The following is a 23,089-nucleotide window of genomic DNA, read 5'->3' on the forward strand; positions in this document are numbered from 1 at the left end:
GCTCACTAACGTCTTGTTCCTCTGTCACCGCGCCTCCGCCACCCGGCAGGGGCACTTCACCCGCCGAGTGGCGCAGCCCAACGCGCGCTGCACGGCGACCTCCACCCAGTGGATGCCGCCGCACCATCACGGTCGGTACCGCACACGTCACCGTAGGTCAGTTCTCCATTTTTGCGACGTCCACCTCAAGGGACGTCACCCCACCGGCGACATCCGCCTGCAGGGCAAGTGTCTCCGTCGCGATGAACTCCAGGTGACTGCGCACGCCTTCCACTCGCTCATCGGGTACGCGCAAGGTGAGGGCGATCCGGTCGGCCACGTGTAGCCCGGCGGTCTTGCGTTCCTCCTGGACCGCGCGCACGACGTCGCGGGCGTATCCCTCTGCCTCTAATTCGGCGTCGAGTTGCGTATCCAACACGACGAAGGAACCGGAGGCCAGGACTGCAGCCACTGACCCTTCGTCGGCCGACACCGATGTGGTCAGCGTGTACTGCCCTTCGGTCAGTTCAACCGCCGGATCGGTATGCAGTAGCACACCGTTGCTCGTCTCTTCCCAAGCACCCTCTCGCGCCGCCTTGAACAGTGCCGAGGTTTGCTTGCGGACCGCGGGATCCAGCTCACGCGGAAGCACAGCCAGCTCCCGTGTCACCGTCAAACCGCAGGTCTCTGGATCTTCCAGGATCACATCTTTCACGTTGACTTCGGACGCGATCAGCGCACGGTAGGCGGAGAGATCCGCCGTCGAGACGACCCGCAGGGACCGCAGAGGTTGGCGCACACGCAGCTTGTTCGTCTTGCGCAGCGAATGGGCCGCAGATACAACCGCGCGGACCTCGTCCATCTGCGCAACGAGCACCGGGTTGGCAACGGCATCTGGAAGCTCCGGCCAATCGGTGAGGTGAACGGATCGTCCACCGGTCAATCCACGCCAAATCTCCTCTGTCACCAACGGGAACAGTGGCGCCATGACGCGGCACAGCACCTCCAGCGCTGTGTAAAGCGTGTCGAATGCCCGATGGTCTTCCGCCCAGAAGCGGTCACGCTGGGTACGCACATACCAATTGGTCAGTACGTCCAGGTAGTCGCGGATGCTTTGCGCCGCCCCGGGGATCTCGTATTCATCAAGTCGGCTACGCACGGTGTCGGCCAGGTCCTTGGTGGAGGCCAAGAGGTAGCGGTCCATCACTTCAAGATCGGCCAAGGCCTGCGGATCGGACAGATTGATCGCCTGAGCGAGATACCCCTGCCCCTTGGCGCAGGTCTGTGCGTAAAGCGCGAAGAAGTACCACGAGTTCCACAGCGGCAGCTCGATTGACCGCACGGACTCGCGGATGCCTTCCTCGGAGACGGACAGGTTGCCGCCTCGCAGAATGGTGGAACTCATCAGTGTCCAACGCACCGGATCGGAGCCGTAGGTATCAAACATCTCGGTGGGATCCGGGTAGTTGCGCAGCGACTTGGATGCCTTCTGCCCGTCGTCGCCCAAAACGATGCCGTGGGAGACACAGGTGGTGAAGGCACGGGAGTCGAAAAGCGCGGTGGAAAGCACGTGTAGCGTATAGAACCAACCGCGCGTCTGGCCGATGTACTCGACGATGAAGTCTCCCGGGAAGTGATTCTCGAACCACTCCTTGTTCTCGAACGGGTAGTGCTTTTGCGCAAATGGCATGGAACCCGAATCGAACCAGCAGTCCAGGACATCGCTGATTCTCCGCATAGTTGACTTTCCGGTCGGATCATCCGGATTGGGGCGGGTCAGTTCATCGATATACGGACGATGCAGATCCACCTCTCCCTGCGGATTGCGTGGCAGTCGACCGAAGTCCCGTTCCAGCTCTGCCAGAGAACCGTAGACGTCGACACGAGGATACTGCGGATCGTCCGACTTCCACACAGTGATCGGTGTGCCCCAGTAGCGGTTTCGGGAGATTGACCAGTCACGCGCACCGGCCAGCCAGTGCCCGAACTGTCCCTCCTTGATATGGTCCGGCACCCACATGATGCCCTCGTTCAGTTCGACCATACGGTCGCGGAACTTGGTGACCGCGACGAACCAAGAGGAAACGGCGCGGTAGATCAGAGGCTCTCGGCAGCGCCAGCAGTGCGGATAGGAGTGCACGTAGTTCTTCTCCTGTACGAGCACCGACCTTTCCTGCTCCGGTCGTCGGCTCAGCGGGCCGGATGCATCACGCAGGTCGCGGATGATGGGACGATTCGCATCGAAGACGAGTTCACCTTCGTAGTCCGGGACTTCCGAGGTGAATCGGCCGTCCTCCCCCACCGGAACAACCGTGCCGATGCCGACTGCCTGGCAGGCGATCATGTCATCCTCGCCGAAGGCCGGGGCAAGGTGGACAAGGCCGGTGCCGTCTTCCGTCGTGACGTAGTCGGCGGGGATTACCGTCCAAGCGTTCGGTCCGGGAGTCTCTTCGCCGCGTCCCGTGAAATAGTCGAAAATCGGGTGGTAACGCCGCCCGACCAGTTCTGTGCCCTTGTACTGTTCAAGGATCTGCGGTTCTTCACCGAGTTCTTTTGCGTAAGCAGCCACACGGTCGCGGGCGATGATGACGCGTTCACCGGCGACGGGCGAGTCAAGTTCCGAACTCACCACCACGGTTACGTAGTCCACCTGCGGCCCCACGGCCACGGCCGAATTGGACGGAAGGGTCCACGGCGTCGTCGTCCAGATCAGCAGTAGTTCACCAGTGTCCGCCATGCGCATACCAACGGTGACCGTCTGATCCTGCCGGTCACGGTAGGTGTCATCCATACGGAGCTCGTGGTTGGACAGCGGCGTCTCATCGTGCCAGCAGTATGGCAGGACTCGATAGCCCTCGTATGCCAGACCCTTGTCATACAGCTGTTTGAATGCCCAGATCACGGATTCGATGTAGTCCGTGTCAAGCGTCTTGTAACCTTTTTCGAAGTCCACCCAGCGTGCCTGACGGTTGACGTAGTCCTCCCACTCCTTGGTGTATTTGAGCACGGAGGTGCGGCAGGCATCGTTGAATTTGTCGATGCCCATGGCTTCGATTTCGGACTTGTCTTCGATGCCTAGCTCGCGTTCGGCTTCCAGCTCGGCCGGAAGACCGTGCGTGTCCCACCCGAATACGCGGTCTACTTTCTTTCCGCGTTGCGTCTGATAGCGGGCGACGAGGTCCTTCACGTAGCCGGTCAGAAGGTGCCCGTAATGTGGGAGTCCGTTGGCGAAGGGCGGGCCGTCGTAGAAGACGAACTCATTGGAGCCGTCCGGACCGCTCGGGCGCTGGTCTATCGACGCCTGGAACGTCCCATCCTGCTTCCAGTAGGTGAGAACGCTTTCTTCCAGCTGTGGGAAGCGCGGGGATGTCTCAACGTCTCCGTCACGGTGAAGCGGGTAGTCGGCCATGTCATCTCCTTGTCGCATCGGTCAGGCGAGGACGACACTCGGATGCACGGGCATCCGCAGCCGCGGTACCACCTCGCTTGCCGCGCACATGCGTGGCCGCTCATTGGGGACGATAACGAGTCCATCCGTCCGGTTCTACTGGGGCCGCACCCGCAACCGCAGCAGCCGCACCCCGCCATGGCTGGCGTGTTAAGCGGCACCTCCACAGTCGCGTCGGGCCTGTTCTTCCGGATGCTCGCCGGTGATACCCCGCTGCCGGTACATCCGCCACGGGCCGGGTCAACACAATGTCACTAGTCTAGTTCGCGGGACCGTCAAGGCCAACCCGCAAGGCTGCGCTCACCGCGTGAGATGACTCTCGTGCGACCTCAGCGATGCGCCCATGCCGCGCCAACTCGCGGTTCCCGGCTGTTTGCCAGATCAACCGGGCCGCCACGTAGGCGATGGCGCGCCATATCAAGCGCTAAGTCGCCTACAGCACCGAACTGTCTTCGTCGTCATCGTCACCGCAGTCTCCCAAGGCGGCTAGCAGCCCCTTCAGATATGCGGCCTGCCCCGCGTGTTGTGCGGCGTCGTCAATAATGCTGACAATACGAACCGCCCGAGTAACCGGCGGATCCCAGGCGCGATCAATCACCTCTGCCAGCGACTGCTCGGTGAGCGAGCTGATGTACTGATTCGCCGCGGCGACGACGGCGTCGTAGTAGCCGGTGAGAAGTGCCGTATCAGCCACCACCACGCGGGCGACCTCCTCCGGCGTTTGACCGTACCCGTGAGCGTCACGGGGAAGGTCCAATGCGAAACGGTCCACCCATCCCTGACTCGTCCACACGTCACTCGTTCCCGCCAAGCCGGCGATCTGCATGTCGATCTCCCGTGCCGCGTGCCAAGCCTGCCAGGTGATGGAGTTGGAGCTGGGAGTGGGCTGCCAGTTGGCGTCGTCGGCACTGATTCCGGCGAGGACACCGTGGAAGGTTTGCTGCGTGCGGGACAGTCCGTCAATGAGAATCGACTTGAACATACCGGTAGTCTAAGCCAGATCACTCGTCCGCTGCGGCAAGATCATCGGACGGTAGCTCTCCTTGCGAGGTGCCCTCGCGAGCGAAGAGTGCCGCCGTGGCTTGGGCTACGGGCCGAACGGTGACCGTATCGATATTGACGTGCCGGGGCCGGGTCAGAGTCCAGGCAATAACATCGGCAATATCCTCCGCCAGCAGTGGTTCGTCGATTCCCCGGTACACGGCCTGTGCTGCGTCGACATCACCCAACCTGTTCAGTGAGAACTCCGGTGTTTTCACCAGCCCCGGCGCTACTTCGATAACGCGCACCGGCTCGCCAAGCAACTCCAGCCGCAGGGTTTGCGGGATCATGGCCTCCGCATGTTTCGCCGCGGTGTAGCCTGCACCCCCGGGATAGGCCTCGTGGGCCGCCACCGATGTCACGAAGACGATATCGCCGCCGCTCTCGCGCAGCATGGGCAAAACCGCCTTTGTCAGCCGCAGCGTGCCGAGCACGTTTTTGTCGTACATGGCCTGCCAGGCGTCGATATTCGCCTCCGCCACCGGGTCAACCCCGATGGCTCCACCGGCCACGTTGACCAAAGCGGTAAGCGGCTCCTGCAGGGCCAGGAACTTCATGAGGTTGGCCACCGAATCGTCGTCGGTGAGATCTGCGGGGCAGAACTCACACCCGATCTGCCTGCCCAGTTCCTTGATTCGCCCCAACCTACGCGCGGTGGCGATCACCTCGAACCCGTCCGCCACCAGCCGACGGGCCGTCGCCTCACCGATTCCCGTTGACGCCCCTGTTACCAGCACCCGTCCGCGTGCCATATGTACCCTCTTCCCTGCTGCCTTGTCTCCAATTCACCGATGCGGCCAACCGCCCCTCTCCGGGATCCGACAGCCGCGTGGCTACTTCCACTATTCCACAACTGCCGGACGGAGCATGACATCATCCACGGGTTTGCGCTCTCCGCTTCCGCGCAGCCTAAGAATGCTTTTGCGCGAGTCACAGCGGCCGCGCTCTTCCTGTTTCCCGAGCGGCCCAACGGAAGCGGCCGTCTCTCGCGCCCGCGCGGGCAGGCAAAAACCCGTCAGCTTCTCAGCTGGCATGTTCCCCGCCGACTCGCGCCCGCCCGCATGCAAAACCCCTTGCGGGATGAGTCGGAGGAAAATGTTGCTCGCGCCGAGTATGCACGCGGAAAACCGTGGGCACACATGGAAGCAAGCGGAGAAAACGGTAGGCTCAGCAGTGCATGGTCGTGGAAGCCGGGCGCACACCCGGGCAGGCCCTCCCATGGCCCGGTTTGGGATCCGCTCATTCCGTGGCGTGGCTTGCCTATCCGCTTAGCGGCCAGGAAAGGAGAAACGATGCTGGGTTTCATCGGAGCAGGATCAATGGGGAGCGCCATTGTGCGCGGAGTGCTGAGCACAGGCATGTTCGACGCCGGCAGCGTCGTTATCTCCACCGGGCACCCAGAACACACCACCGCCCTTGCACAAGAACTTCACATTACCGCCGCCGCATCCAATAGCGAAGTGCTGCGCCTGGTCGGCCCCGAGGCGATCGTTATCGTTGCCGTGAAACCACACCTGATCGGTACTGTGTTAGATGAGATCCGCAGCGAGGCGGCCGCACAGCACACCGTCATAGTGTCGGTGGCCGCCGGTACACCGCTGAGTCTCCTCGCCTCCCACCTGGAGCCGGGCCAACCGCTTATCCGCACAATGCCGAACATTGCGGCGGCCGTCGGGCAGTCGATGACGGCCATTTGTGCCAACGAGTACGTCACCGAATCCCAGCATGAGGCCGTTACCGATGTGTTCCGGTCGGTCGGCGTGGTGATTCCTGTTGCCGAGGAGCATTTCGCCACTTTCAGTGCCATTGCCGGTTGTTCTCTTGCCTTCACCTATGAGTACATTGACGCCTTGGCGCGAGGCGCGGTGAAGAATGGCCTTCCGAAGTCGCAGGCGGTTGAGATCGCGACGCAGGCGGTTCTTGGCGCGGCTCAATTGCTGCAAAGCCGCATTGCGCAGGGTGCAACCCCGGCCTCTCTGGCAGATTCGGTTCAGTCACCCGGTGGCACCACCGTCGCGGGTGTGACCGCCATGGACGACGCCGGCTTCTCCGCCGCCGTCGTTCGCGGAGTGCAGGCGGCCATCGACCGAGATCGCGCACTGCAGGGGTGATTGCAATTGGGGGAGCGTGCCGCCCACCCTGCGAAAACGGAACCCTGCCGACTTGCACCGACGCGGCGTGGCCCGATATGCCAGCGCAGGCGCCTTCGTGGAAGAATGGAGCCCATGACCGAAACAACGCCGACCTTCGAGCCTTCCAACCAGCCTGCTTCCACCTCCGAGTTGTTACCACACACCGCGGTACCCGAAAAGGCTACCTTGGAGGGACTGGAGGAACGTTGGGGCGAACGTTGGGAAGCTGATGGCACCTACGCCTTTGATCGCACCGCCAGGCGCGAACAGGTGTACTCCATTGACACCCCTCCCCCCACAGTCTCCGGCTCGCTGCATATAGGCCACGTGTTCTCCTATACACATACGGATACGATGGCGCGTTTCCAGCGTATGCGCGGCAAGGTGGTGTTCTACCCGATGGGTTGGGACGACAACGGCCTGCCCACCGAGCGCCGCGTGCAGAACTACTACGGGGTGCGCTGCGATCCGTCGCTGCCCTATGATCCGGATTTCGTTCCCCCGCACGACGGCGGCGATGGCAAGTCCATCAAATATGCCGACCAGCAACCGATTTCGCGCCGTAACTTTATCGAGCTGTGTTGGAAGCTGACAGCCGAGGATGAGCGGCAGTTCGAAACGCTATGGCGCCACCTGGGCCTCTCCGTGGACTGGAAGCAGCACTACCAAACTATTGGTGAGAAGGCACAGAAGGTGGCACAGGCTGCCTTCCTTCGTAATCTGGAGCGGGGCGAGGCCTACCAGGCACAGGCTCCCGGCCTGTGGGATGTCACCTTCCAAACCGCCGTCGCCCAGGCAGAGCTGGAGGCCCGCGAATACCCCGGCGCCTACCACTCGCTCGCCTTCCACCGTGAGGGCGGTGACGATGTCATCATCGAAACAACACGCCCCGAACTGCTCCCGGCCTGCTGTGCCCTTATTGCCCATCCGGACGACGAGCGTTACCAGCACCTTTTCGGCACCACTGTCACCTCTCCCGTGTTCGACGTCGAACTGCCGGTGCTGGCGCATCCTGCCGCCGAGATGGATAAGGGTGCCGGTATCGCCATGTGCTGTACCTTCGGTGATCTCACCGACGTGCAGTGGTGGCGGGAGCTGAGCCTTCCCACCCGTTCCGTGCTCGGTAAGGATGGACGGCTGGTACGCGAGGTGCCCGCGTGGATCACCTCCGCGAAGGGACGTGCCATGTACGAGGAAATGGCGGGTAAGACGGCCTTCTCCGCTCGCAAGGTCCTGGTGGAGGCGCTGAAGGAGTCGGGGGAAATGATCGGTGAGGAGAAGCCGACCACCCGCATGACCAACTTCTTCGAGAAGGGCGATAAGCCACTGGAAATCGTCACTTCGCGCCAGTGGTACATCCGCAATGGTGGACGTGAATACAGCGAGGCGAACGGCCGTCAGCTGCGCGAGAACCTCATCGCGGCGGGTAAGGACCTCGCCTTCCATCCCGATTTCATGCACGTGCGCTACGACAACTGGGTCAGCGGCCTGAACACCGATTGGCTGATCTCGCGGCAGCGCTTCTTCGGGGTGCCGATTCCGGTGTGGTATCGCATCACCGAGGCCGGTGAAGTCGATTACGACGCCGTCCTCACCCCGCAGGTCGACCAACTGCCCGTCGATCCCTCCAGCGATGTTCCGGCGGGCTTTGCCGCTGAGCAACGCGGTGTTCCGGGCGGCTTCGCCGGGGAGACAGACATTATGGACACGTGGGCGACGTCGTCGCTTACCCCACAGATCGCCAGCGGCTGGCTGACCGACGACGACCTGTTCGCACGCGTGTATCCAATGGATGTTCGCCCGCAGGGCCAGGACATTATCCGCACCTGGCTGTTCTCGTCGATGGTACGCGCACATCTGGAGTTTGGGGAGAACCCGTGGCATCATGCCGCACTGTCCGGATGGATTCTTGACCCGGACCACAAGAAGATGAGCAAGTCGAAGGGGAATGTGGTCACCCCAATGGATTTGCTGGTCAAGCACGGGTCGGATGCGGTGCGTTACTGGGCCGCCAGTGCGCGACTGGGCGTCGACGCGGCATTTGACGAACAGCAGATGAAGATCGGGCGTCGCCTGGCAATGAAGGTACTCAATGCCTCCAAGTTCGCTTTCGGGATGGCCGGTGCGGATGCGGCCGTTGATCTTAACCCGGCCTCCGTCAGCGAATCCGTCGACCGAGCACTACTGGCAGGGCTGGCAGAGGTTGTGGACGAGGCGACGCGGGCCTTTGAGTCCTATGATCATACGCGCGCTCTTGAGGCGGCAGAGACCTACTTCTGGACCTTCTGTGACGACTACCTGGAGCTGGTGAAAGACCGTGCCTACGGCGAGGACGCGGCAGCGCGTTCCGCGCAGGTGACGCTGAATATAGCGGTGGACACCTTCCTGCGGCTCCTGGCTCCGTTCATCCCCTACGCCACCGAGGAAGTCTGGGCCTGGTACCGGACCGGATCGGTGCATCGCGCCGCCTGGCCCACCGCGCAGCCACTACGGGAGGCTGCGGCAGGTGCGGACGCGGATATTATCCGAGTAGCCGGTGAGGCACTGACCGTGCTGCGAAAGGTGAAGTCGGAGAACAAGGTCTCGCAGCGCACCACCTATGCCTGGGTGACGCTAACCGTCCCCGCAACTGATCGGGCTCGCCTCGACGCGGTACTGGGTGATATGGTGCGCGCCGCCCACGTGCGCGGCGAACTGGGAGTTGAGAACACGGACGACGCCGCGGCCGTCACGGTTGATTCCTACGAATTGGACCCGCCGCAACCGAAGAAGAAGTAGCGGAGTCCATCACCAAGAGGGCCGAGCCGAGAGAACCGATCACAGAGCAAAGAGCCGACCGCCGAGTAACCGCGCCCGGCGGTCGGCTTCAGGTTCGCGCACCCCAGTCGTCGGCACCGCGTTCCCAGTCGTGGCGCCGCAGGCATCAGCCATCCGCAGCTCAGTTCACACAGTTCGGCAGGAACAGTTCGGCAGGAACAGTTCGGCCCCACTCGTATCGCCCTGAAGCAGTGGGGCAACCTGTTCGGGGGATCCCGGCGGCCACAAGAAGGACTGCGGCCATGTCAGCCGCGACCATCGCGCGGCGGAAACGGAACCCTGCGCCGCCACGGCCGCGTGACACATGCCACCTCGAAGGACTCTCAGGCTCGCCCTTTTCTACGGTAGCGTAACTAGGGCACGCACGTCGAAAGGTACAGAAATGGCTGAGGAGACCACCCGTCACCCGATCGCCTTTACCCCGGGAAAGATCACCATCACCGATACGATGACGATCCCGTGGGTTCTGCGCGGTATTGCCCAGGATAATCCGAACCGCGTAGTTATCGAGCGCAAGTCGTCGATTAACACGTGGGTGCCGGTTACCTGGCGGCAGTTTGAAACGGAGATCCGTGCGCTGGCACGGGGCCTGATCGGACTGGGAGTGAAGCCCGGTGATCACATCGCGATTATGAGTCACACTCGATATGAGTTCACGCTTTTTGATCTGGCCATTTGGTCGGTGGGCGCACAGGGCGTGCCGATCTACGAAACCGACTCCACGGACCAGGCTCGGTGGATTGTCGACGACGCCCACTGCCGTTTCGCCATTGCGGAAACACAGCAAATGGCAGCGGTCTTGAACCCGCTCCTCAAGGAGTTCAAGCACTTCGAGCAGATCTTTGTGATTGAGGATGACGCGCAGGGAAAGATTTCCGCGCTGGGGTCCGCTGCCTCAGAAGAGGAAATCGACCGGCGTATTGATGCGCAGAAGGCCGATGATCTGGCGACGATCATCTACACATCGGGAACCACCGGCCGCCCGAAGGGAGCGCGGCTCACCCATCGTAATCTGTTGCATGTGGCGATTAACGGGCCCTTGGATGACAATCTCTCCGAAATTGTCGGCGGCAGGCAACGCACCTTGCTCTTCCTGCCCATGGCGCACGTCTTCGCGCGTTTCATTAATGTCATGGCGATGTACTCGGGCAATATCATTGGCTACTCGCCGGATACGAAGAACCTCGTTGCAGATATGCAGTCCTTCAAGCCGACGTATATTCTGGCAGTCCCCCGCGTTTTTGAGAAGATCTACAACGCTGCGGATGCGAAGGCTGGCCACGGTGTGAAGCTGCGGCTTTTCCGTCACTACGCAAAGGTCGCTATTACCTACTCGCGTGGCCTGGACAAGCCGGAAGGGCCATCCGCTCAGCTGAAGGCGCAGCACGCCATCGGCGATAAGCTGGTCTACCAGAAGATCAAAGAGATCACCGGTGGACATTTGCGCTACACCATCTCCGGCGGAGCGCCGCTGGGCGAGCGACTCGGGCATTTCTTCCGGGGCGCGGGGATTACCGTGTTTGAGGGCTATGGCCTTACCGAGACCTCGGCTCCCACGTCTGTGAATGTTCCCGGCAATATGCGCGTCGGATCGGTCGGCCCGGCCTACCCCGGTTGCCGTGTCACCGTTGATCCCGACGACGGTGAAATCCTTGCCAAAGGCGATCATATCTTTGCCGGTTACAACAACGATCCCAAGGCAACGAAAGCCGCCTTCACGGAGGACGGTTGGTTCCGTACCGGCGATCTGGGCCGCGTGGACGACGACGGCTTCGTGTGGGTGACCGGGCGGAAGAAGGAACTCATCGTGACGGCCGGCGGCAAAAACGTGGCTCCGGCCGTATTGGAGGATCGCCTGCGTGGGCATCCGCTTATCTCCCAAGTGGTTGTGGTCGGAGACCAACGGCCGTTTATTGGCGCCTTGGTGACCTTGGATGCGGAGATGTTGCCCGGATGGTTGAAGAACCACGGCCTGGAACCCATGGGGGTGACCGAGGCGGCAACCGATCCGCAGGTGCTGGCGGCTATCGACCGCGGCGTCAAACGTGCCAATGCCGCCGTTTCACGCGCTGAGTCCATCCGCAAGTTCACGGTGCTGCCCATCGATTTTTCCGTGCAGAATGGCTACCTGACGCCGTCGCTGAAGGTGAAGCGTAACGCTGTGTTGCGTGACTTCGCGGAAACGATCGAGCACCTGTACGAAGGATAACGGGGTATCGGTGAGCGTACGGCGCCTATGCGGGCAGATCCCCGCGTGGGCGCCGCGTTTCATTTCCGAGTGTGCGTCCCTTCTGCTCTGCCGACGCTGTGCACACCGGTGGTCAGCCTGCGAAGAGCCGCGGCATATCGCACTGAACGACGGGTGACAGCAGTCTGTGTAGCTTGTTACTGGATAGGTGGGAGCCCGTCCAACATCTCAGCCGTGGTCGGGCGAGTCCTCATCTGCCTCATGCTCGGCGGCGATCTCTTGGTGGTGACGAATAACCTCGGCGACGATGAACTTGAGGAACTTCTCAGCGAACACAGGATCAAGCCCGGATTCCTCCGCAAGTTGCCGTAGTCGTGCGATCTGCCGGGCCTCTCGCGCGCGGTCTGATGCCGGCAGACCCCGTTCCGCCTTCAGGTAACCGACTTGCTGCGTGCACCGGAAGCGTTCCGCCAATATATGAACGAGGGCGGAGTCCAAATTGTCGATGGTGCGACGGTAGCCCTCCAGCTCCACAGGCACCCTCGGGGTCTCGGCTGAAGCTGCTGTCTGGGCTGGTTCAGGCATTGCATTCATACGAACTCTCCTCGGTCACTTCGTGTTTGACGCAGCCGGCTCCGAAAACCCGCGGTATGGGCGTTTCACCCACGGGCGTTTCACCCGCGCGCCGCATCACATTAGAGTGTAGCGGTGCGATCAGCTCACGCCGCTATGCGGGCAGCATGGCGAGACGGTTCTATGGTTGCCGTCCTGCTACTCACGCCACTCAGGCAGTGCGCCCGTGGGCAGCGTTACGTTTGAGCGCGAGCTTCGGCTCGGACTCGCCCCGTGCTGCCGCAGCATCGAATACGATCTCCTCGACGTCGTCGCGTGAGGGAATTTCGAACATCGGCTCCGAGAGAAGCGACTCAAGTATGGAGCGCAGGCCGCGCGCACCGGTGCCGCGTGCCATTGCTTCGTCGGCGATCTCGCGCAGCGCGTCATCTTCCATGGTCAGGCGTACACCATCAAGCTCAAACATCTTCTGGTACTGCTTGACCAGCGCATTCTTTGGCTCACGCAGGATCCGCACCAGTGAATCGGTGTCCAGGGAATCCACCGTTGCCACCACGGGAAGCCTGCCGACCAATTCGGGGATAAGGCCGTACTTGTGAAGATCTTCGGGTGTTACCTCGCTCAGCACCTCCGTGCCCTGGTCGGCACTGTGCAACTGGGAGCCAAAGCCGATGCCTCTACGACCTGCGCGCGAGGAGATAATCTCTTCCATTCCAGCGAAGGCGCCGGCACAGATGAACAGGATGTTTGACGTGTCGATTTGCAGGTAGTCCTGCTGCGGATGTTTGCGGCCGCCCTGCGGCGGCACCGAGGCGACCGTACCCTCAATAATCTTGAGCAATGCCTGCTGCACGCCCTCGCCGGAAACATCACGCGTAATCGATGGGTTCTCGGACTTGCGCGAGATCTTATCGATTTCGTCGATGTAGATAATGCCGACCTCAGCGCGCTTGATATCGTCGTCGGCAGCTTGAATGAGCTTGAGGAGGATGTTCTCCACGTCCTCCCCCACATAGCCGGCCTCGGTGAGAGCGGTGGCGTCAGCGATCGCGAAAGGAACGTCCAGCATGCGTGCGAGGGACTGAGCCAGATAGGTCTTACCGGTACCCGTGGGGCCGATCAGCAGAATGTTGGACTTACCGATCTGCACGTCTTCGTCGTCGTCCTTGCGGCGAGGACGCGATTGCGAACGGATCCGCTTGTAGTGGTTATATACGGCAACGGCGAGCGTTCGTTTCGCCTCCGCCTGCCCGACGACGTACTCGTCCAAGAAATCGTAGATCTCGCGCGGCTTTGGAAGCGATTCGAGCGAGAACGCCGATTCCTCCTGCCCGAGCTCCTCCTCGATGATCTCATTGCACAGCTCGATGCACTCGTTGCATATGTACACACCCGAACCGGTGATGAGCTTCTTGACCTGGCGCTGGCTCTTTTGACAGAACGAGCATTTCAGCATGTCAGCGGCATCGGCCGTTCGTGGCATGGGCTTCTCTCCCTCATTGCGCGTGGGGCCCGAATAGGCCTCTCTCCAATTTCACACCATGACGCGGCATTTCGCACGTTTCCACGCGGTGATCACACGTGGGCTGTGCCATGATCGCCCATGTGTCCGCTGCCGGACACAGTGCCATCCCTCCAACTGCGACGCTGCAGCGGGCAGTCGTCCTGCTGCCCGCTCACCTGCCATACCGCTCACCGCGCGGGCAGATGGGGCCCAGTTCGGCGGCGTCGTCCGGGCCTGGACCGTACCGCTCACCGCGCGGGCAGATGGCCCGAGTACCACCGCCCTCCCCAACGAAGACGAGTAGTACGTGACTGATCCCCGGGAGAAGCACTCCCCCGGGGATCACTATGAACGATGCCACGCGGCAAGTAGCCGACGCAGAGCCGTCCGGTTGCTGCCCGACGGCCAAGGCGTACCTGCCGCCTATCAGGCCTGCGGCTTCGCCTTGCGGGACACCAGGACCTGGTCCACGAGGCCGTATTCCTTCGCCTGCTCGGCGGTGAGGATCTTGTCGCGCTGGATGTCCTGCGCAATTTCTTCGCTTGTCTTGCCCGAATGCGCAGCCAAGGTGTCGCAGAGCCAGTTCGTCATCCGGTCCAATTCATCGGCGACGATGGCAATATCGGACGCCTGGCCCTGCATGCCCTCCATGGCGGGCTGATGGATCAACACGCGCGCGTTGGGAAGAGCGAGGCGCCGCCCCGGCGCACCGGCAGCCAGCAATACCGCCGCCGCAGAGGCGGCCTGGCCCAGGCACACCGTCTGGATCTCCGGTTTGATGTACTGCATCGTGTCGTAGATCGCCGTGAGCGCGGTGAAGGAGCCGCCCGGCGAGTTGATGTACATGGTGATGGGAGAATCCGGGTCCTGGGATTCCAGCACGAGCAACTGTGCCATGACATCGTCCGCAGAGGCGTCGTCCACTTGAACTCCGAGGAAGATGATCCGATCCTCGAACAGTTTCGCGTACGGATCCTGCCGCTTGTAGCCGTAAGGAGTCCGCTCCTCGAAGTTCGGCAGCACATACCGTGAGCTCGGCATAGCCGGAGCACTACCTCCGGGCAGGCCAGCCACGGCGGCACCAGTGGCGATATTCGTATGCATTGACATGTGCTTCACTCCCCCTGCTCCTGCTCGTATTGCTCGGACTCTCCGGCGCTCTCTAGCTCGGGTTCGCCGTTGGTGGTTCCGATAACGGCCTGCGAATTCGTGATGATGTGATCGACGAAGCCGTATTCGAGGGCTTCCTGCGCAGTGAACCAGTGATCGCGATCGGAGTCGGCGATGATCTGCTCCACTGATTTCCCGGTGTTCTCCGCGATGATCTCGGATAGCTCCTGCTTCATCTTGATGATGAGGTCAGCATTGATACGAATATCGGTTGCGGAACCGCCAGCTCCACCGGATGGCTGATGCATGAGCACGCGGGTGTGCGGCGTGATGTATCGCTTTCCCTTCGCCCCTGCGGTAAGTAGGAACTGCCCCATCGAGGCCGCCATGCCCATCCCCACCGTCACGACATCGGGCTTCACGTACTGCATGGTGTCGTAAATCGCCATGCCGGCGGTGACGGAACCGCCGGGAGAATTGATGTAGAGGTAAATGTCTTTGTCAGGATCTTCGGCCGCGAGCAGCATCATCTGGGCGCAGATAATATTGGCATTCTCATCACGAACCTCGGACCCCAGCCAGATAATGCGCTCCTTCAGGAGCCTGTTGTAGACCGAATCGCCAAGGCCCAGGCCCTGGCGATCGTCGCCGGCCAACTGAGGCATACTCACGTGGTTTCCTTCCTCGACCGGGAGACCCCGGCCCAAGAGCGTCTTGGATTAGTATCGATATGCCACCTTAGCGCGAAGACGCGACCATGTTCACCGCAAGAGGCGGTTATTTCGCTTTGGGCGCATGGCTGCTGGCAACGGAATCCGTGTTGACCAACGGAATTCGTGTGGCGGGCAGACTCTCGGAAGCACAGACTCTCGTCACGCTGCGGAGCCGAAAGTCAGAGGCGTGACGGAGGAGGTACGGCGGTCTGATTACGACCGGATCAGTAGGCGCAACGCTACCTTTAGGAGCGCTAGGCTTCAAAAGCATGAATCACGTGGCAGCAACAACGAGTGAGCAGCCAAGTAGTAATGCGGCTGAACACCGGTGGGGGTGCCGCGATGATCGCGGCACCCCCACGTAAGTCGGCCGGTTCGACGTATCTACGGCCCGCGCGACGGAAGGCGAAGTACCCGGCCATCAACTCAGCGCGACATGACCTTCATCGATGGCACCGACTCAACCATTCTCTTTCCTTCGCTAGGACTTGAAATTATGAACTGTCCAGGCTGCTCCACCTGTGCCCAAACGAACCTCCATCCATGCCGTCCAGCCAGCGGGAAATCCCTTGAAGAGAACGGAGAGATTCGCGGAGTAACGCACACGACTGCTCGAGAACTTTGTAAAACGATGATTAGACAGCGAGCCGCCTATCAATCGGTGGGTCATACCGTAGTACCTTGTAATAGAGCCAACTCTGCCCTTGACAGTGTTCCGGTCAAAATGAAAACCCATCTGCCACACGCCAAACTCAACGTTCGCAAAGCAGTTCTTGTAGTTTGCATGGTAATTGCTGGAACTCACCAGTCGACAGGAAGAGATGCCGGCGGGCATTGGATCATCCGGATTCTCGGGAACGGCATCGATCGTGGAGACGACCACGGAGCCATCCGCATACCGTTCGATGGTGACGTCGCTGGCGCCAACCCGAGAGGTTTCTGTTGTCACGGGCGAAGCTCCGGACATCGAGTCCCAGGCGACGCCGTTATTGAGTTTGTCAATGAGTCCTTGTTGCTGCGTCTTGGGAACACCGTATCGGTCGAAGAAACTGACCAGTTCATCCTCGATACGATCAGAGCTAGATACCAACGCATTGCTATGGGCGAGATCAAAGGGCGCCGCAGTCGCCGCTTGTGGCACAACAACTGGTGCGCTTGCCAGTAGCAGGGAGGCTACCCCTGCCATGAGTCGGTTCTTCTTCATGGAAGTTCCTTTCTATTGTGTCTTTGCAACGTTGTACGTTGCAAAGGTGGTCGTATTGCATATGTGTGATGCGGCCGGTAGATGTCTCTATCTCATCGGCTCCATCTACCGAGATACAACTGTTGTGATGTAAAGGAGTACTGAACTTCATGTCAGTCCGCCCAAGATACGGACAGCGAGAGAAAGGCCGTGATACCTGTACCGCAGAGTACGCACGATAAATCCGTCGACCGATTCCGGAGCTCCGAAACACATCGCAGACGTCGCTTACCGTGTGAGGGACCGTACCGGGCAACAGGCAGCCTTCAAACATCGCTGCCCGCTATGCTGAGGGCATTCGATCACGGTCCGGTTCCGTAATAGGCTGCACAGCGGCCATTTGTTCTTCGAGCCAGCGGTCCTTGCGTTCTTGCCGTAGGAACCAGCGGATGAGCAGGACGAGTGCGATAATCGGCAGCGCCGCTATCGCGAGGACAAGAAGTACGCCTAAGCCGCCCAAGATTATTGGACCAAGGCTCTCCATGATACACCTCCGTATCCTTGCAGTAGGCGGAACATTCCGATCGGTGCCCATCCCGTCATTGCGGACACCCTCGGAAATGTACCGTGTAACTCTTGTGCGTTACACGGTAAATGTATCAGTTCTCCAGGCCCTACGCAAGAGATAGAAGTGACTCATCTCATTCCGCTGCCCGGTTGCCACCATGACGGATCTCGTTCGGTGTTATGGAGTAGCGGCACTCTAGCCGATAAACGCTTACGCATACTGCAGCACAACTACACTGTCGCTCCCCGCTCGACTACCAGAGCACTAATGCTGATGGCGGGGCTGAAGCCCCGCCATCCTTTACGTAGTGTGTACTGCGAGCTACTAGCTCTGCAGCTTCTCGATCAAAGTCTTGCGTGCCTTTCCAGCCTTCTCAGCCTCCAGTACGCGAGCCTTTTCGACGTCGTCTACACCGGCAACGTAGGCAAGCACTTCGTCCACCTTTGCAGTAGCCGGGTTAAAGAGCTCGGTACCCTCGGCCTTTGCATGGGACGCCTCTGCGGCGGTGGCCTTCTTAGACTCGGCCTTCTCCGCCTTCTTTGCAGGCTTCTTCGGCTCGGGCTTGGCTGCCTTCTCGGCATCGTTCGCATCTGCGGCCTCGGCGTCATCCTTGTCAGAACCCGCCTGAGCAGCATCTGCAGCCACCTTGGCCTGCTGCTCGGCAACCTTCTCCGCCATAGCCGCGAAATCCGGTACCGTCTCGTTTTCGGGTGCCTCACCGACGACGCCGACAACGTCCAGTTCCTTGCCGTCAGCGTCAACAACCTTGGCCAAGCGCAGCGCGGAAATCAGCGCCTTGCCCCGCGCGAGTTCACTGGCGAAGGCCCCCAACTCATTCGTGGAAGCGGCCGCCTGGATGAACTGATTCGGGTCCATACCGTAGGCCTGCGACTGTTCAACAAGGAAGTTGAAGAGTTCGTTCTGTTCCACATTCACATTGAAGCTCTCGGCCAGGACATCAAGCATGAGCTGATCGCGGATCATCCGCTCGGTGTCCTCGCGAATCTCCTCACCATGCTCGTCCCCGGGCTCCTTGCCCTCACGCTGCAGATGCTGCGAGATCTCCTCTTCCACCACGGACTGCGGCAAGGGGAACTCCACGGCCTTACGCAGCTCATCCAAGAGCAGGTCACGTGCGGCGTGAACCTGGTTGGTTTCCTTATCCTTGCCCACCTGCTCGCGGAGGTCGGCACGCAACTCATCAATGGTGTCGAACTCGGAAGCGAGCTGCGCGAAGTCGTCGTCCGCCTCGGGAAGCTCAGATTCCTTCACGTTCGAGACCATCACGCTGACCTCCGCCTCTTCACCGGCATGGTCACCGCCTGCCAGTGTCGACGTGAAGGTGGTGCTACCGCCCGCCTCCAGGCCGGTGACGGCCTCGTCGAGGCCTTCCAGCATATTGCCATCTCCGATACGGTAGGAGACTCCGGAAACCGAGTCAACGGTCTCGTCGCCGATCTTCGCTTCCATATCGATGGTCACGTAGTCGCGATCCTGAGCGGCGCGCTCCACATCCTTGAGAGTCCCGAAGCGCTCACGCAGAGCGGTCAGGCGCTCCTCGACGTCGTTGTCTGACACGGCGACGGAGTCAACCGAGAGCGTGAAACCGGCCGGATCCGGAATGGCGATTGCGGGACGCACGTCCACCGTCACATCGAAGACCAGCGGTGAGGTGTCACCGTTATTGACGGGAACCGCTGTAACATCCACCTGCGGGCGGGATAGCGGATGAAGATCGTTCTCGCGCACCGCCTCGGCGTAATACTCATCCAAGGAATTGTTCACCGCATCCTCCACAATGGCGGCACGCCCGAAACGCGCCTCAATGACGCGTGCGGGCACGTGGCCACGGCGGAAGCCGGGAATGTTGACTTGGTCGGCGATGTCCTTGGCGGACTTGTCGATAGCAGGTTTGAACTCCTCGAACGGCACCTCTACGGTCAACTTGACCTTGGTGGGCTCGAGATTTTCGACGGAGCTCTTCACAGGGGTCTCTCCACTCAGTTAGACGAGGGGGACGGCACGCAGGCCGTCCGGCATATTTCTGGATCCGTGCCGCCCGCTGCCGGGCACTGGCCGGTGTCCACTTGTCAGTGGGCGCCGCAGCCAGCCGGTGCTGACATACGCGCATACCGCTCAATCTTACGACATTTCGCGTCTTTGCTGCGATCCAGGAACGCGAGAATGCACACACGCACGGTTGGGTTGGAGGTGTCCCTGTGTGATTGGTCGGGGTAGCGGGACTTGAACCCGCGACCTCCCGCTCCCAAAGCGGGCGCGCTACCAAACTGCGCCATACCCCGATGCCCGGCAAGTCCGGGCGACGCCAATAATAGGCGAAAATGGGGGCCGCGCGCACCTTTCCGGTATACGTGTGGCTCACCACCGTCCTGTGGGGTGGTGGTGTCGGGGTTCAGAGCCCGACACCACCACCAGGCCAGTCACTTCTCGGCGACGATCTCTACGCGACGGTTAGCAGCCCTGCCCTCCTCGGACACACTGCCATCCTCATTCGTCTCCGAAGCAATCGGCTCACTCTCACCCTTCCCCTCGGCAGTAATCGTCAACCCAGGAAGCTTCGAGTCAATATAACTCTTGACCGCATCAGCCCGCTGCTCCGAGAGAGTCTGATTATGAGCATCATCATCCACCGAATCCGTATGACCAGTAATCACCACCCGACTCGGCGGATCCTCCTCCCACTCCTGGATCATCTCATCAAGAATCTCATGCGCCCGATCCGTCAACTCAGCCGAATCAACCTCAAAATTCACATCACTCGACAAAGTCGTCGTCGTAGCATCCTCACCCTCAACCACCGTCGCCGCACCATCCAAGGTGCCGATCGGAGTGTAAAAGTTCAAGACTTCCGCACTGAAGCTGAGGACGGGAGCACTGGCGGGTTTTGTTGCGGAGCTGGCCGCGGGCGCAATGTAACGCTGCGGCTTGGACGTGGAAAAATCGCTGGCATCGGAGGAGTTCTCTGCCAGCGCGAAGGGTGTGATGAGGGCGCTCAGCCCGATGGCACATACTGCTGTTACCACGCGTTTCATCGGCTCACCTGTACATCGGTGATGAGTTGTTCCACGCCTGGAACCCTAATATCCACGGTTTCCACATCGTCGGGCAAAGCAGCAAAGGTGGCATAGAGCGAGACAGTGTCTCCAGCCTGCACCTGATCTGCAGCCCCCTCTAACCGCGAGCAGAGGCACCTATCCTCCTCATCATGCGCAGCCCTGTAGACCTTCTTGTTCTTCTGGTCAATCAGCTCCACGGCACTCACGTCCCTGTCAATTGTGCGCGATCTACTAAGCAGGCCCAAAGACACTTCCCTACCAGAGACATTGGTCGCCGAAAACGTGACTACTGTCAAATCGTCTGAAATGGATACGTCGTTGATATCAATGCGCACTTCTCCGTATTCAAAGGTTTGAGCATACACGTTGTACTTCCCCGTCGCTGATTTAAGCACCGGCAACTCACCGGAAACTGTTGCGGCATCTCCGGATGCGGAGGCCTCGACCGCCGCGCTCTGCACGTCCTGCGCCGCCGTGGAATCGCCACCGCCTCCGTTATCGTCGCTATTGTTATTGCCGCAGGCTGCCATGGAGGCGGCCAGGGCGAGCACCCCTGTGAGGGCAAAGACTCGGCGCACGAGGGTGCGCCCTTGCTGAGGTGAAAACATGTCAATCTCCTAATAGATTGGGATTAGGACGTTTCCACCCTTTCAGACCGGCGCAGGTCACGCAATGGGGAATGATACCCATATGATTCCGCTCACAACGCCGGGCGTGTTGCGGCAGTATGTGGTACTGCGCCGACTCGCCACCTACCTTTGTGCCTGGCAACAGTCACCGGCCTTTGTACCTAGCACTCATCACCGGAACTAATACATCCCGGCCGCTCATCCCCTACTGCACCACCGCGCCGCTCATCGACTGCTGCAGAAGAGGCGACGACGCGAGTCACACTTCTCGCACGCCCTTCGACATGCGCTAGACCCCCATCTCCTGCTATCCTCGTGGGGCACCTGTTTGACGGTCTAACCCGGCAGGCGCATGCGAGCGTAGCTCAATGGTAGAGCCTCTGCCTTCCAAGCAGATTACGCGGGTTCGATTCCCGTCGCTCGCTCCATTCATCGAATCTGAAAGTCGTGATCGCCTGCGTTTTCATTCGAACCTTCTAATCGATGCAGTGAAACCAACCATCGAAGACGGTCCACCCATTGTAGAAGTCGCCATCGCCTAGGAGCGTCGTTGCCTCTAGGCCGTTGGGCATCGTCTCGCGGCCGATCTGAGGGTCCAGAATGCTGAAACCATGGTCATGAAGAATCTGTGGGATCCGATGGTCAGGGTCCCATGGGTGCTCTGCGACAAGTGCGGCGGAGTCAGGAGCGTTCGAGAATCCGCCATATTCACCGATCCGGTCCCAGCATGTATGACCGGCTGTGAAGGCAGCGATTGGTGCAATACGGCACACAAGCACCGAGGCGTAATCCCTGATTACGTATCCGTCCCGCACGTACTCGGTGCCAGTTCTAGCGATCTTGATTTCTTCGAATGAGGATACGAGCCCTGTGTAGGAGGAGTACATGTCGAATACGTCAAGCCCGTCAATTTCGTCAATAGCGTGCGCGATGTCTTCGTAGTGCGGGAATGGCGATCCACCGGATGCGCCCAAATTTGAGCAAGCTGCTTCAAGTAAGACGGGATCTGTGACGAAATTGGTGCTCTCTTCCTGCGGCATACCTCACAGTGTAGTGGCTCGCAGCCTGAATCGTTCCTCATGGCACACAAGGAGCGATTGGTGGGCAGGTGGGCGGTCGCTCATCCTGAGAGTGCCTGACCTGCATTGCCATTCCCACCCCCGCCCGCCTTGCGGCTGAGGCCCGACGCCGTATCTCGGTCTGGAGCCTAGTCTGTGCCACTCAGCTCAACTACTTGGCTTTAGGAATGCATCGTTGTTACGGTCGCGCTGCAACGATCTTGCTAGATCGTGAGCCGATCAGCCCCCCATGTGCCAGACAAGCGCTCACGTACACCCGCACCGGTGCAGAACCAGACAAGCGCTCACGTACACCCACGCCGGTGCAGAACGCGCCCACCCAGCCTGGTTGTGAACCCACTCGCCCAACTCGCCAGAAGGCACTAGCCGTCCAAGAAGCAAGACGCGCGGCACACATCACACCTCGCTACTGCCCAATCGGCTCACTCAAGCCCAACACGATGGCCTCGACGACTTGACGCAGCAAACCGGCATCGTCCTCACGCTCCAGATAGTGAGAGGCAATCGAATCGAGGTAGAAAACCGCAACGACATCAGCCAGCGTATCGTCGGACAGTGTCGACTTCCTGCCCATGCGGAGCAAAACGGTACTGACGAGCTTGGCGAGCGTACGTCCAAACTCCCGCCGCGCCTCCTGGAACGCCCCCTCTTCTGGATAACGAAGCCGATAGAGCCGGTACTCCGCCGTGAGGATGTACAGCGTTCTGCCTTCCGGCCGGAGCGCATCGAGCAATTCCATGATCGCATCTACGTCAGGAGTTCCTTCGATGGAGCCGAGCGCGATTTCTGCATGTTGCAGCAGTGTGGCCGCGTGCGCGGCAATCACCTCACGGAGCAGTTCTTGCATGGAGGAGTAGTTCGAGTAGAAGGCGCCACGGGTGAAGCCGGCCTGGTGAACGACGTCGTCGATGCGCGCACCGGCAAAACCCTTCTCCGCAAAAACAACCGTGGCAGCCTCTACCAAACGCGCGCGAGTATTCACACGCTTACGTAGCGACATGTTCGTCTCGCTCATGCCTCTTCCCTTCTTCTCTAACCGCTGCAGGGA

The 23,089-nt window shown here is 60.5% G+C and carries 19 protein-coding genes and 2 tRNA genes; 5 read left to right on the forward strand and 16 right to left on the reverse strand.

The window, feature by feature from the left end; genetic code table 11:
• Positions 1–157: 157 nt before the first annotated feature.
• The 3 genes from ileS to EKN07_RS05690 all read right to left on the reverse strand — a co-directional run bounded on the left by ileS (position 158) and on the right by EKN07_RS05690 (position 5,220).
• Positions 158–3,388: an isoleucine--tRNA ligase gene (gene ileS / locus EKN07_RS05680; RefSeq protein WP_126145853.1), complete on the reverse strand. Its 3,231-nt coding sequence runs from the start codon at positions 3,386–3,388 to the stop codon at positions 158–160.
• Between the two features lie 472 nt (positions 3,389–3,860).
• Entirely contained in the window at positions 3,861–4,409 is a 549-nt protein-coding gene (locus EKN07_RS05685) for a DUF664 domain-containing protein (protein WP_126145854.1), read from the reverse strand.
• Positions 4,410–4,428: 19 nt separating this feature from the next.
• A complete protein-coding gene (locus tag EKN07_RS05690; protein ID WP_126145855.1) occupies positions 4,429–5,220 on the reverse strand; it encodes an SDR family NAD(P)-dependent oxidoreductase in 792 nt (263 codons plus the stop codon).
• A 540-nt stretch (positions 5,221–5,760) separates the two neighbouring features.
• Here EKN07_RS05690 and proC point away from each other — a divergent pair.
• The 3 genes from proC to EKN07_RS05705 all read left to right on the forward strand — a co-directional run bounded on the left by proC (position 5,761) and on the right by EKN07_RS05705 (position 11,626).
• A complete protein-coding gene (proC, locus tag EKN07_RS05695) occupies positions 5,761–6,579 on the forward strand; it encodes a pyrroline-5-carboxylate reductase (protein ID WP_126145856.1) in 819 nt (272 codons plus the stop codon).
• Positions 6,580–6,693: 114 nt separating this feature from the next.
• Positions 6,694–9,378 carry a valine--tRNA ligase gene (gene valS / locus EKN07_RS05700; protein ID WP_126145857.1) on the forward strand — a complete coding sequence of 895 codons (2,685 nt, stop codon included), beginning with the start codon at positions 6,694–6,696 and terminating at the stop codon, positions 9,376–9,378.
• A gap of 421 nt (positions 9,379–9,799) precedes the next feature.
• Entirely contained in the window at positions 9,800–11,626 is a 1,827-nt protein-coding gene (locus EKN07_RS05705) for an AMP-dependent synthetase/ligase (protein WP_108715960.1), read from the forward strand.
• 207 nt (positions 11,627–11,833) lie between these two features.
• Here the strand turns inward: EKN07_RS05705 and EKN07_RS05710 are convergent, their stop codons facing one another.
• The 5 genes from EKN07_RS05710 to EKN07_RS05730 all read right to left on the reverse strand — a co-directional run bounded on the left by EKN07_RS05710 (position 11,834) and on the right by EKN07_RS05730 (position 15,457).
• A complete protein-coding gene (locus EKN07_RS05710; protein WP_108716705.1) occupies positions 11,834–12,190 on the reverse strand; it encodes a chorismate mutase in 357 nt (118 codons plus the stop codon).
• A 199-nt stretch (positions 12,191–12,389) separates the two neighbouring features.
• Positions 12,390–13,661, reverse strand: a complete 1,272-nt coding sequence (gene clpX, locus EKN07_RS05715; RefSeq protein WP_126145858.1) for an ATP-dependent Clp protease ATP-binding subunit ClpX — start codon at positions 13,659–13,661, stop codon at positions 12,390–12,392.
• Between the two features lie 193 nt (positions 13,662–13,854).
• A complete protein-coding gene (locus tag EKN07_RS05720; RefSeq protein ID WP_126145859.1) occupies positions 13,855–14,043 on the reverse strand; it encodes a hypothetical protein in 189 nt (62 codons plus the stop codon).
• Between the two features lie 65 nt (positions 14,044–14,108).
• A complete protein-coding gene (locus EKN07_RS05725) occupies positions 14,109–14,723 on the reverse strand; it encodes an ATP-dependent Clp protease proteolytic subunit (RefSeq protein WP_126145911.1) in 615 nt (204 codons plus the stop codon).
• 74 nt (positions 14,724–14,797) lie between these two features.
• Positions 14,798–15,457, reverse strand: a complete 660-nt coding sequence (locus EKN07_RS05730) for an ATP-dependent Clp protease proteolytic subunit (protein ID WP_126145912.1) — start codon at positions 15,455–15,457, stop codon at positions 14,798–14,800.
• A 92-nt stretch (positions 15,458–15,549) separates the two neighbouring features.
• Here EKN07_RS05730 and EKN07_RS12525 point away from each other — a divergent pair, with 92 nt between their 5' ends.
• Positions 15,550–15,696: a hypothetical protein gene (locus EKN07_RS12525; RefSeq protein ID WP_164546610.1), complete on the forward strand. Its 147-nt coding sequence runs from the start codon at positions 15,550–15,552 to the stop codon at positions 15,694–15,696.
• A 290-nt stretch (positions 15,697–15,986) separates the two neighbouring features.
• Here EKN07_RS12525 and EKN07_RS05735 read toward each other — a convergent pair whose 3' ends face one another.
• From EKN07_RS05735 to EKN07_RS05760, 6 genes are all read right to left on the reverse strand, one after another.
• Entirely contained in the window at positions 15,987–16,709 is a 723-nt protein-coding gene (locus tag EKN07_RS05735; protein WP_126145860.1) for a hypothetical protein, read from the reverse strand.
• Positions 16,710–17,031: 322 nt separating this feature from the next.
• Positions 17,032–17,232 carry a hypothetical protein gene (locus tag EKN07_RS05740; protein WP_126145861.1) on the reverse strand — a complete coding sequence of 67 codons (201 nt, stop codon included), beginning with the start codon at positions 17,230–17,232 and terminating at the stop codon, positions 17,032–17,034.
• 348 nt (positions 17,233–17,580) lie between these two features.
• Positions 17,581–19,242, reverse strand: a complete 1,662-nt coding sequence (gene tig / locus EKN07_RS05745) for a trigger factor (protein WP_126145862.1) — start codon at positions 19,240–19,242, stop codon at positions 17,581–17,583.
• Positions 19,243–19,482: 240 nt separating this feature from the next.
• Positions 19,483–19,559, reverse strand: a tRNA-Pro gene (locus EKN07_RS05750).
• 138 nt (positions 19,560–19,697) lie between these two features.
• Positions 19,698–20,309, reverse strand: a complete 612-nt coding sequence (locus tag EKN07_RS05755) for an OmpA family protein (protein WP_126145863.1) — start codon at positions 20,307–20,309, stop codon at positions 19,698–19,700.
• Positions 20,306–20,941 carry a hypothetical protein gene (locus EKN07_RS05760; protein ID WP_108715967.1) on the reverse strand — a complete coding sequence of 212 codons (636 nt, stop codon included), beginning with the start codon at positions 20,939–20,941 and terminating at the stop codon, positions 20,306–20,308. Before EKN07_RS05760 ends, EKN07_RS05755 begins: the two co-directional genes overlap by 4 nt.
• A gap of 375 nt (positions 20,942–21,316) precedes the next feature.
• Between EKN07_RS05760 and EKN07_RS05765 the strand changes: the two genes are divergently transcribed.
• Positions 21,317–21,390, forward strand: a tRNA-Gly gene (locus EKN07_RS05765).
• A 48-nt stretch (positions 21,391–21,438) separates the two neighbouring features.
• On the opposite strand, the gene EKN07_RS05770 is transcribed toward EKN07_RS05765, so the two are convergent.
• On the reverse strand, positions 21,439–22,002 hold the full coding sequence (locus EKN07_RS05770; protein ID WP_108715968.1) for a hypothetical protein: 564 nt from the start codon (positions 22,000–22,002) through the stop codon (positions 21,439–21,441).
• Between the two features lie 445 nt (positions 22,003–22,447).
• Positions 22,448–23,056, reverse strand: a complete 609-nt coding sequence (locus EKN07_RS05775; RefSeq protein ID WP_126145864.1) for a TetR/AcrR family transcriptional regulator — start codon at positions 23,054–23,056, stop codon at positions 22,448–22,450.
• Between the last annotated feature and the right edge of the window lie 33 nt (positions 23,057–23,089).

The organism is Actinobaculum sp. 352 (genome assembly GCF_003957265.1).
Taxonomy (GTDB): domain Bacteria; phylum Actinomycetota; class Actinomycetes; order Actinomycetales; family Actinomycetaceae; genus Asp313.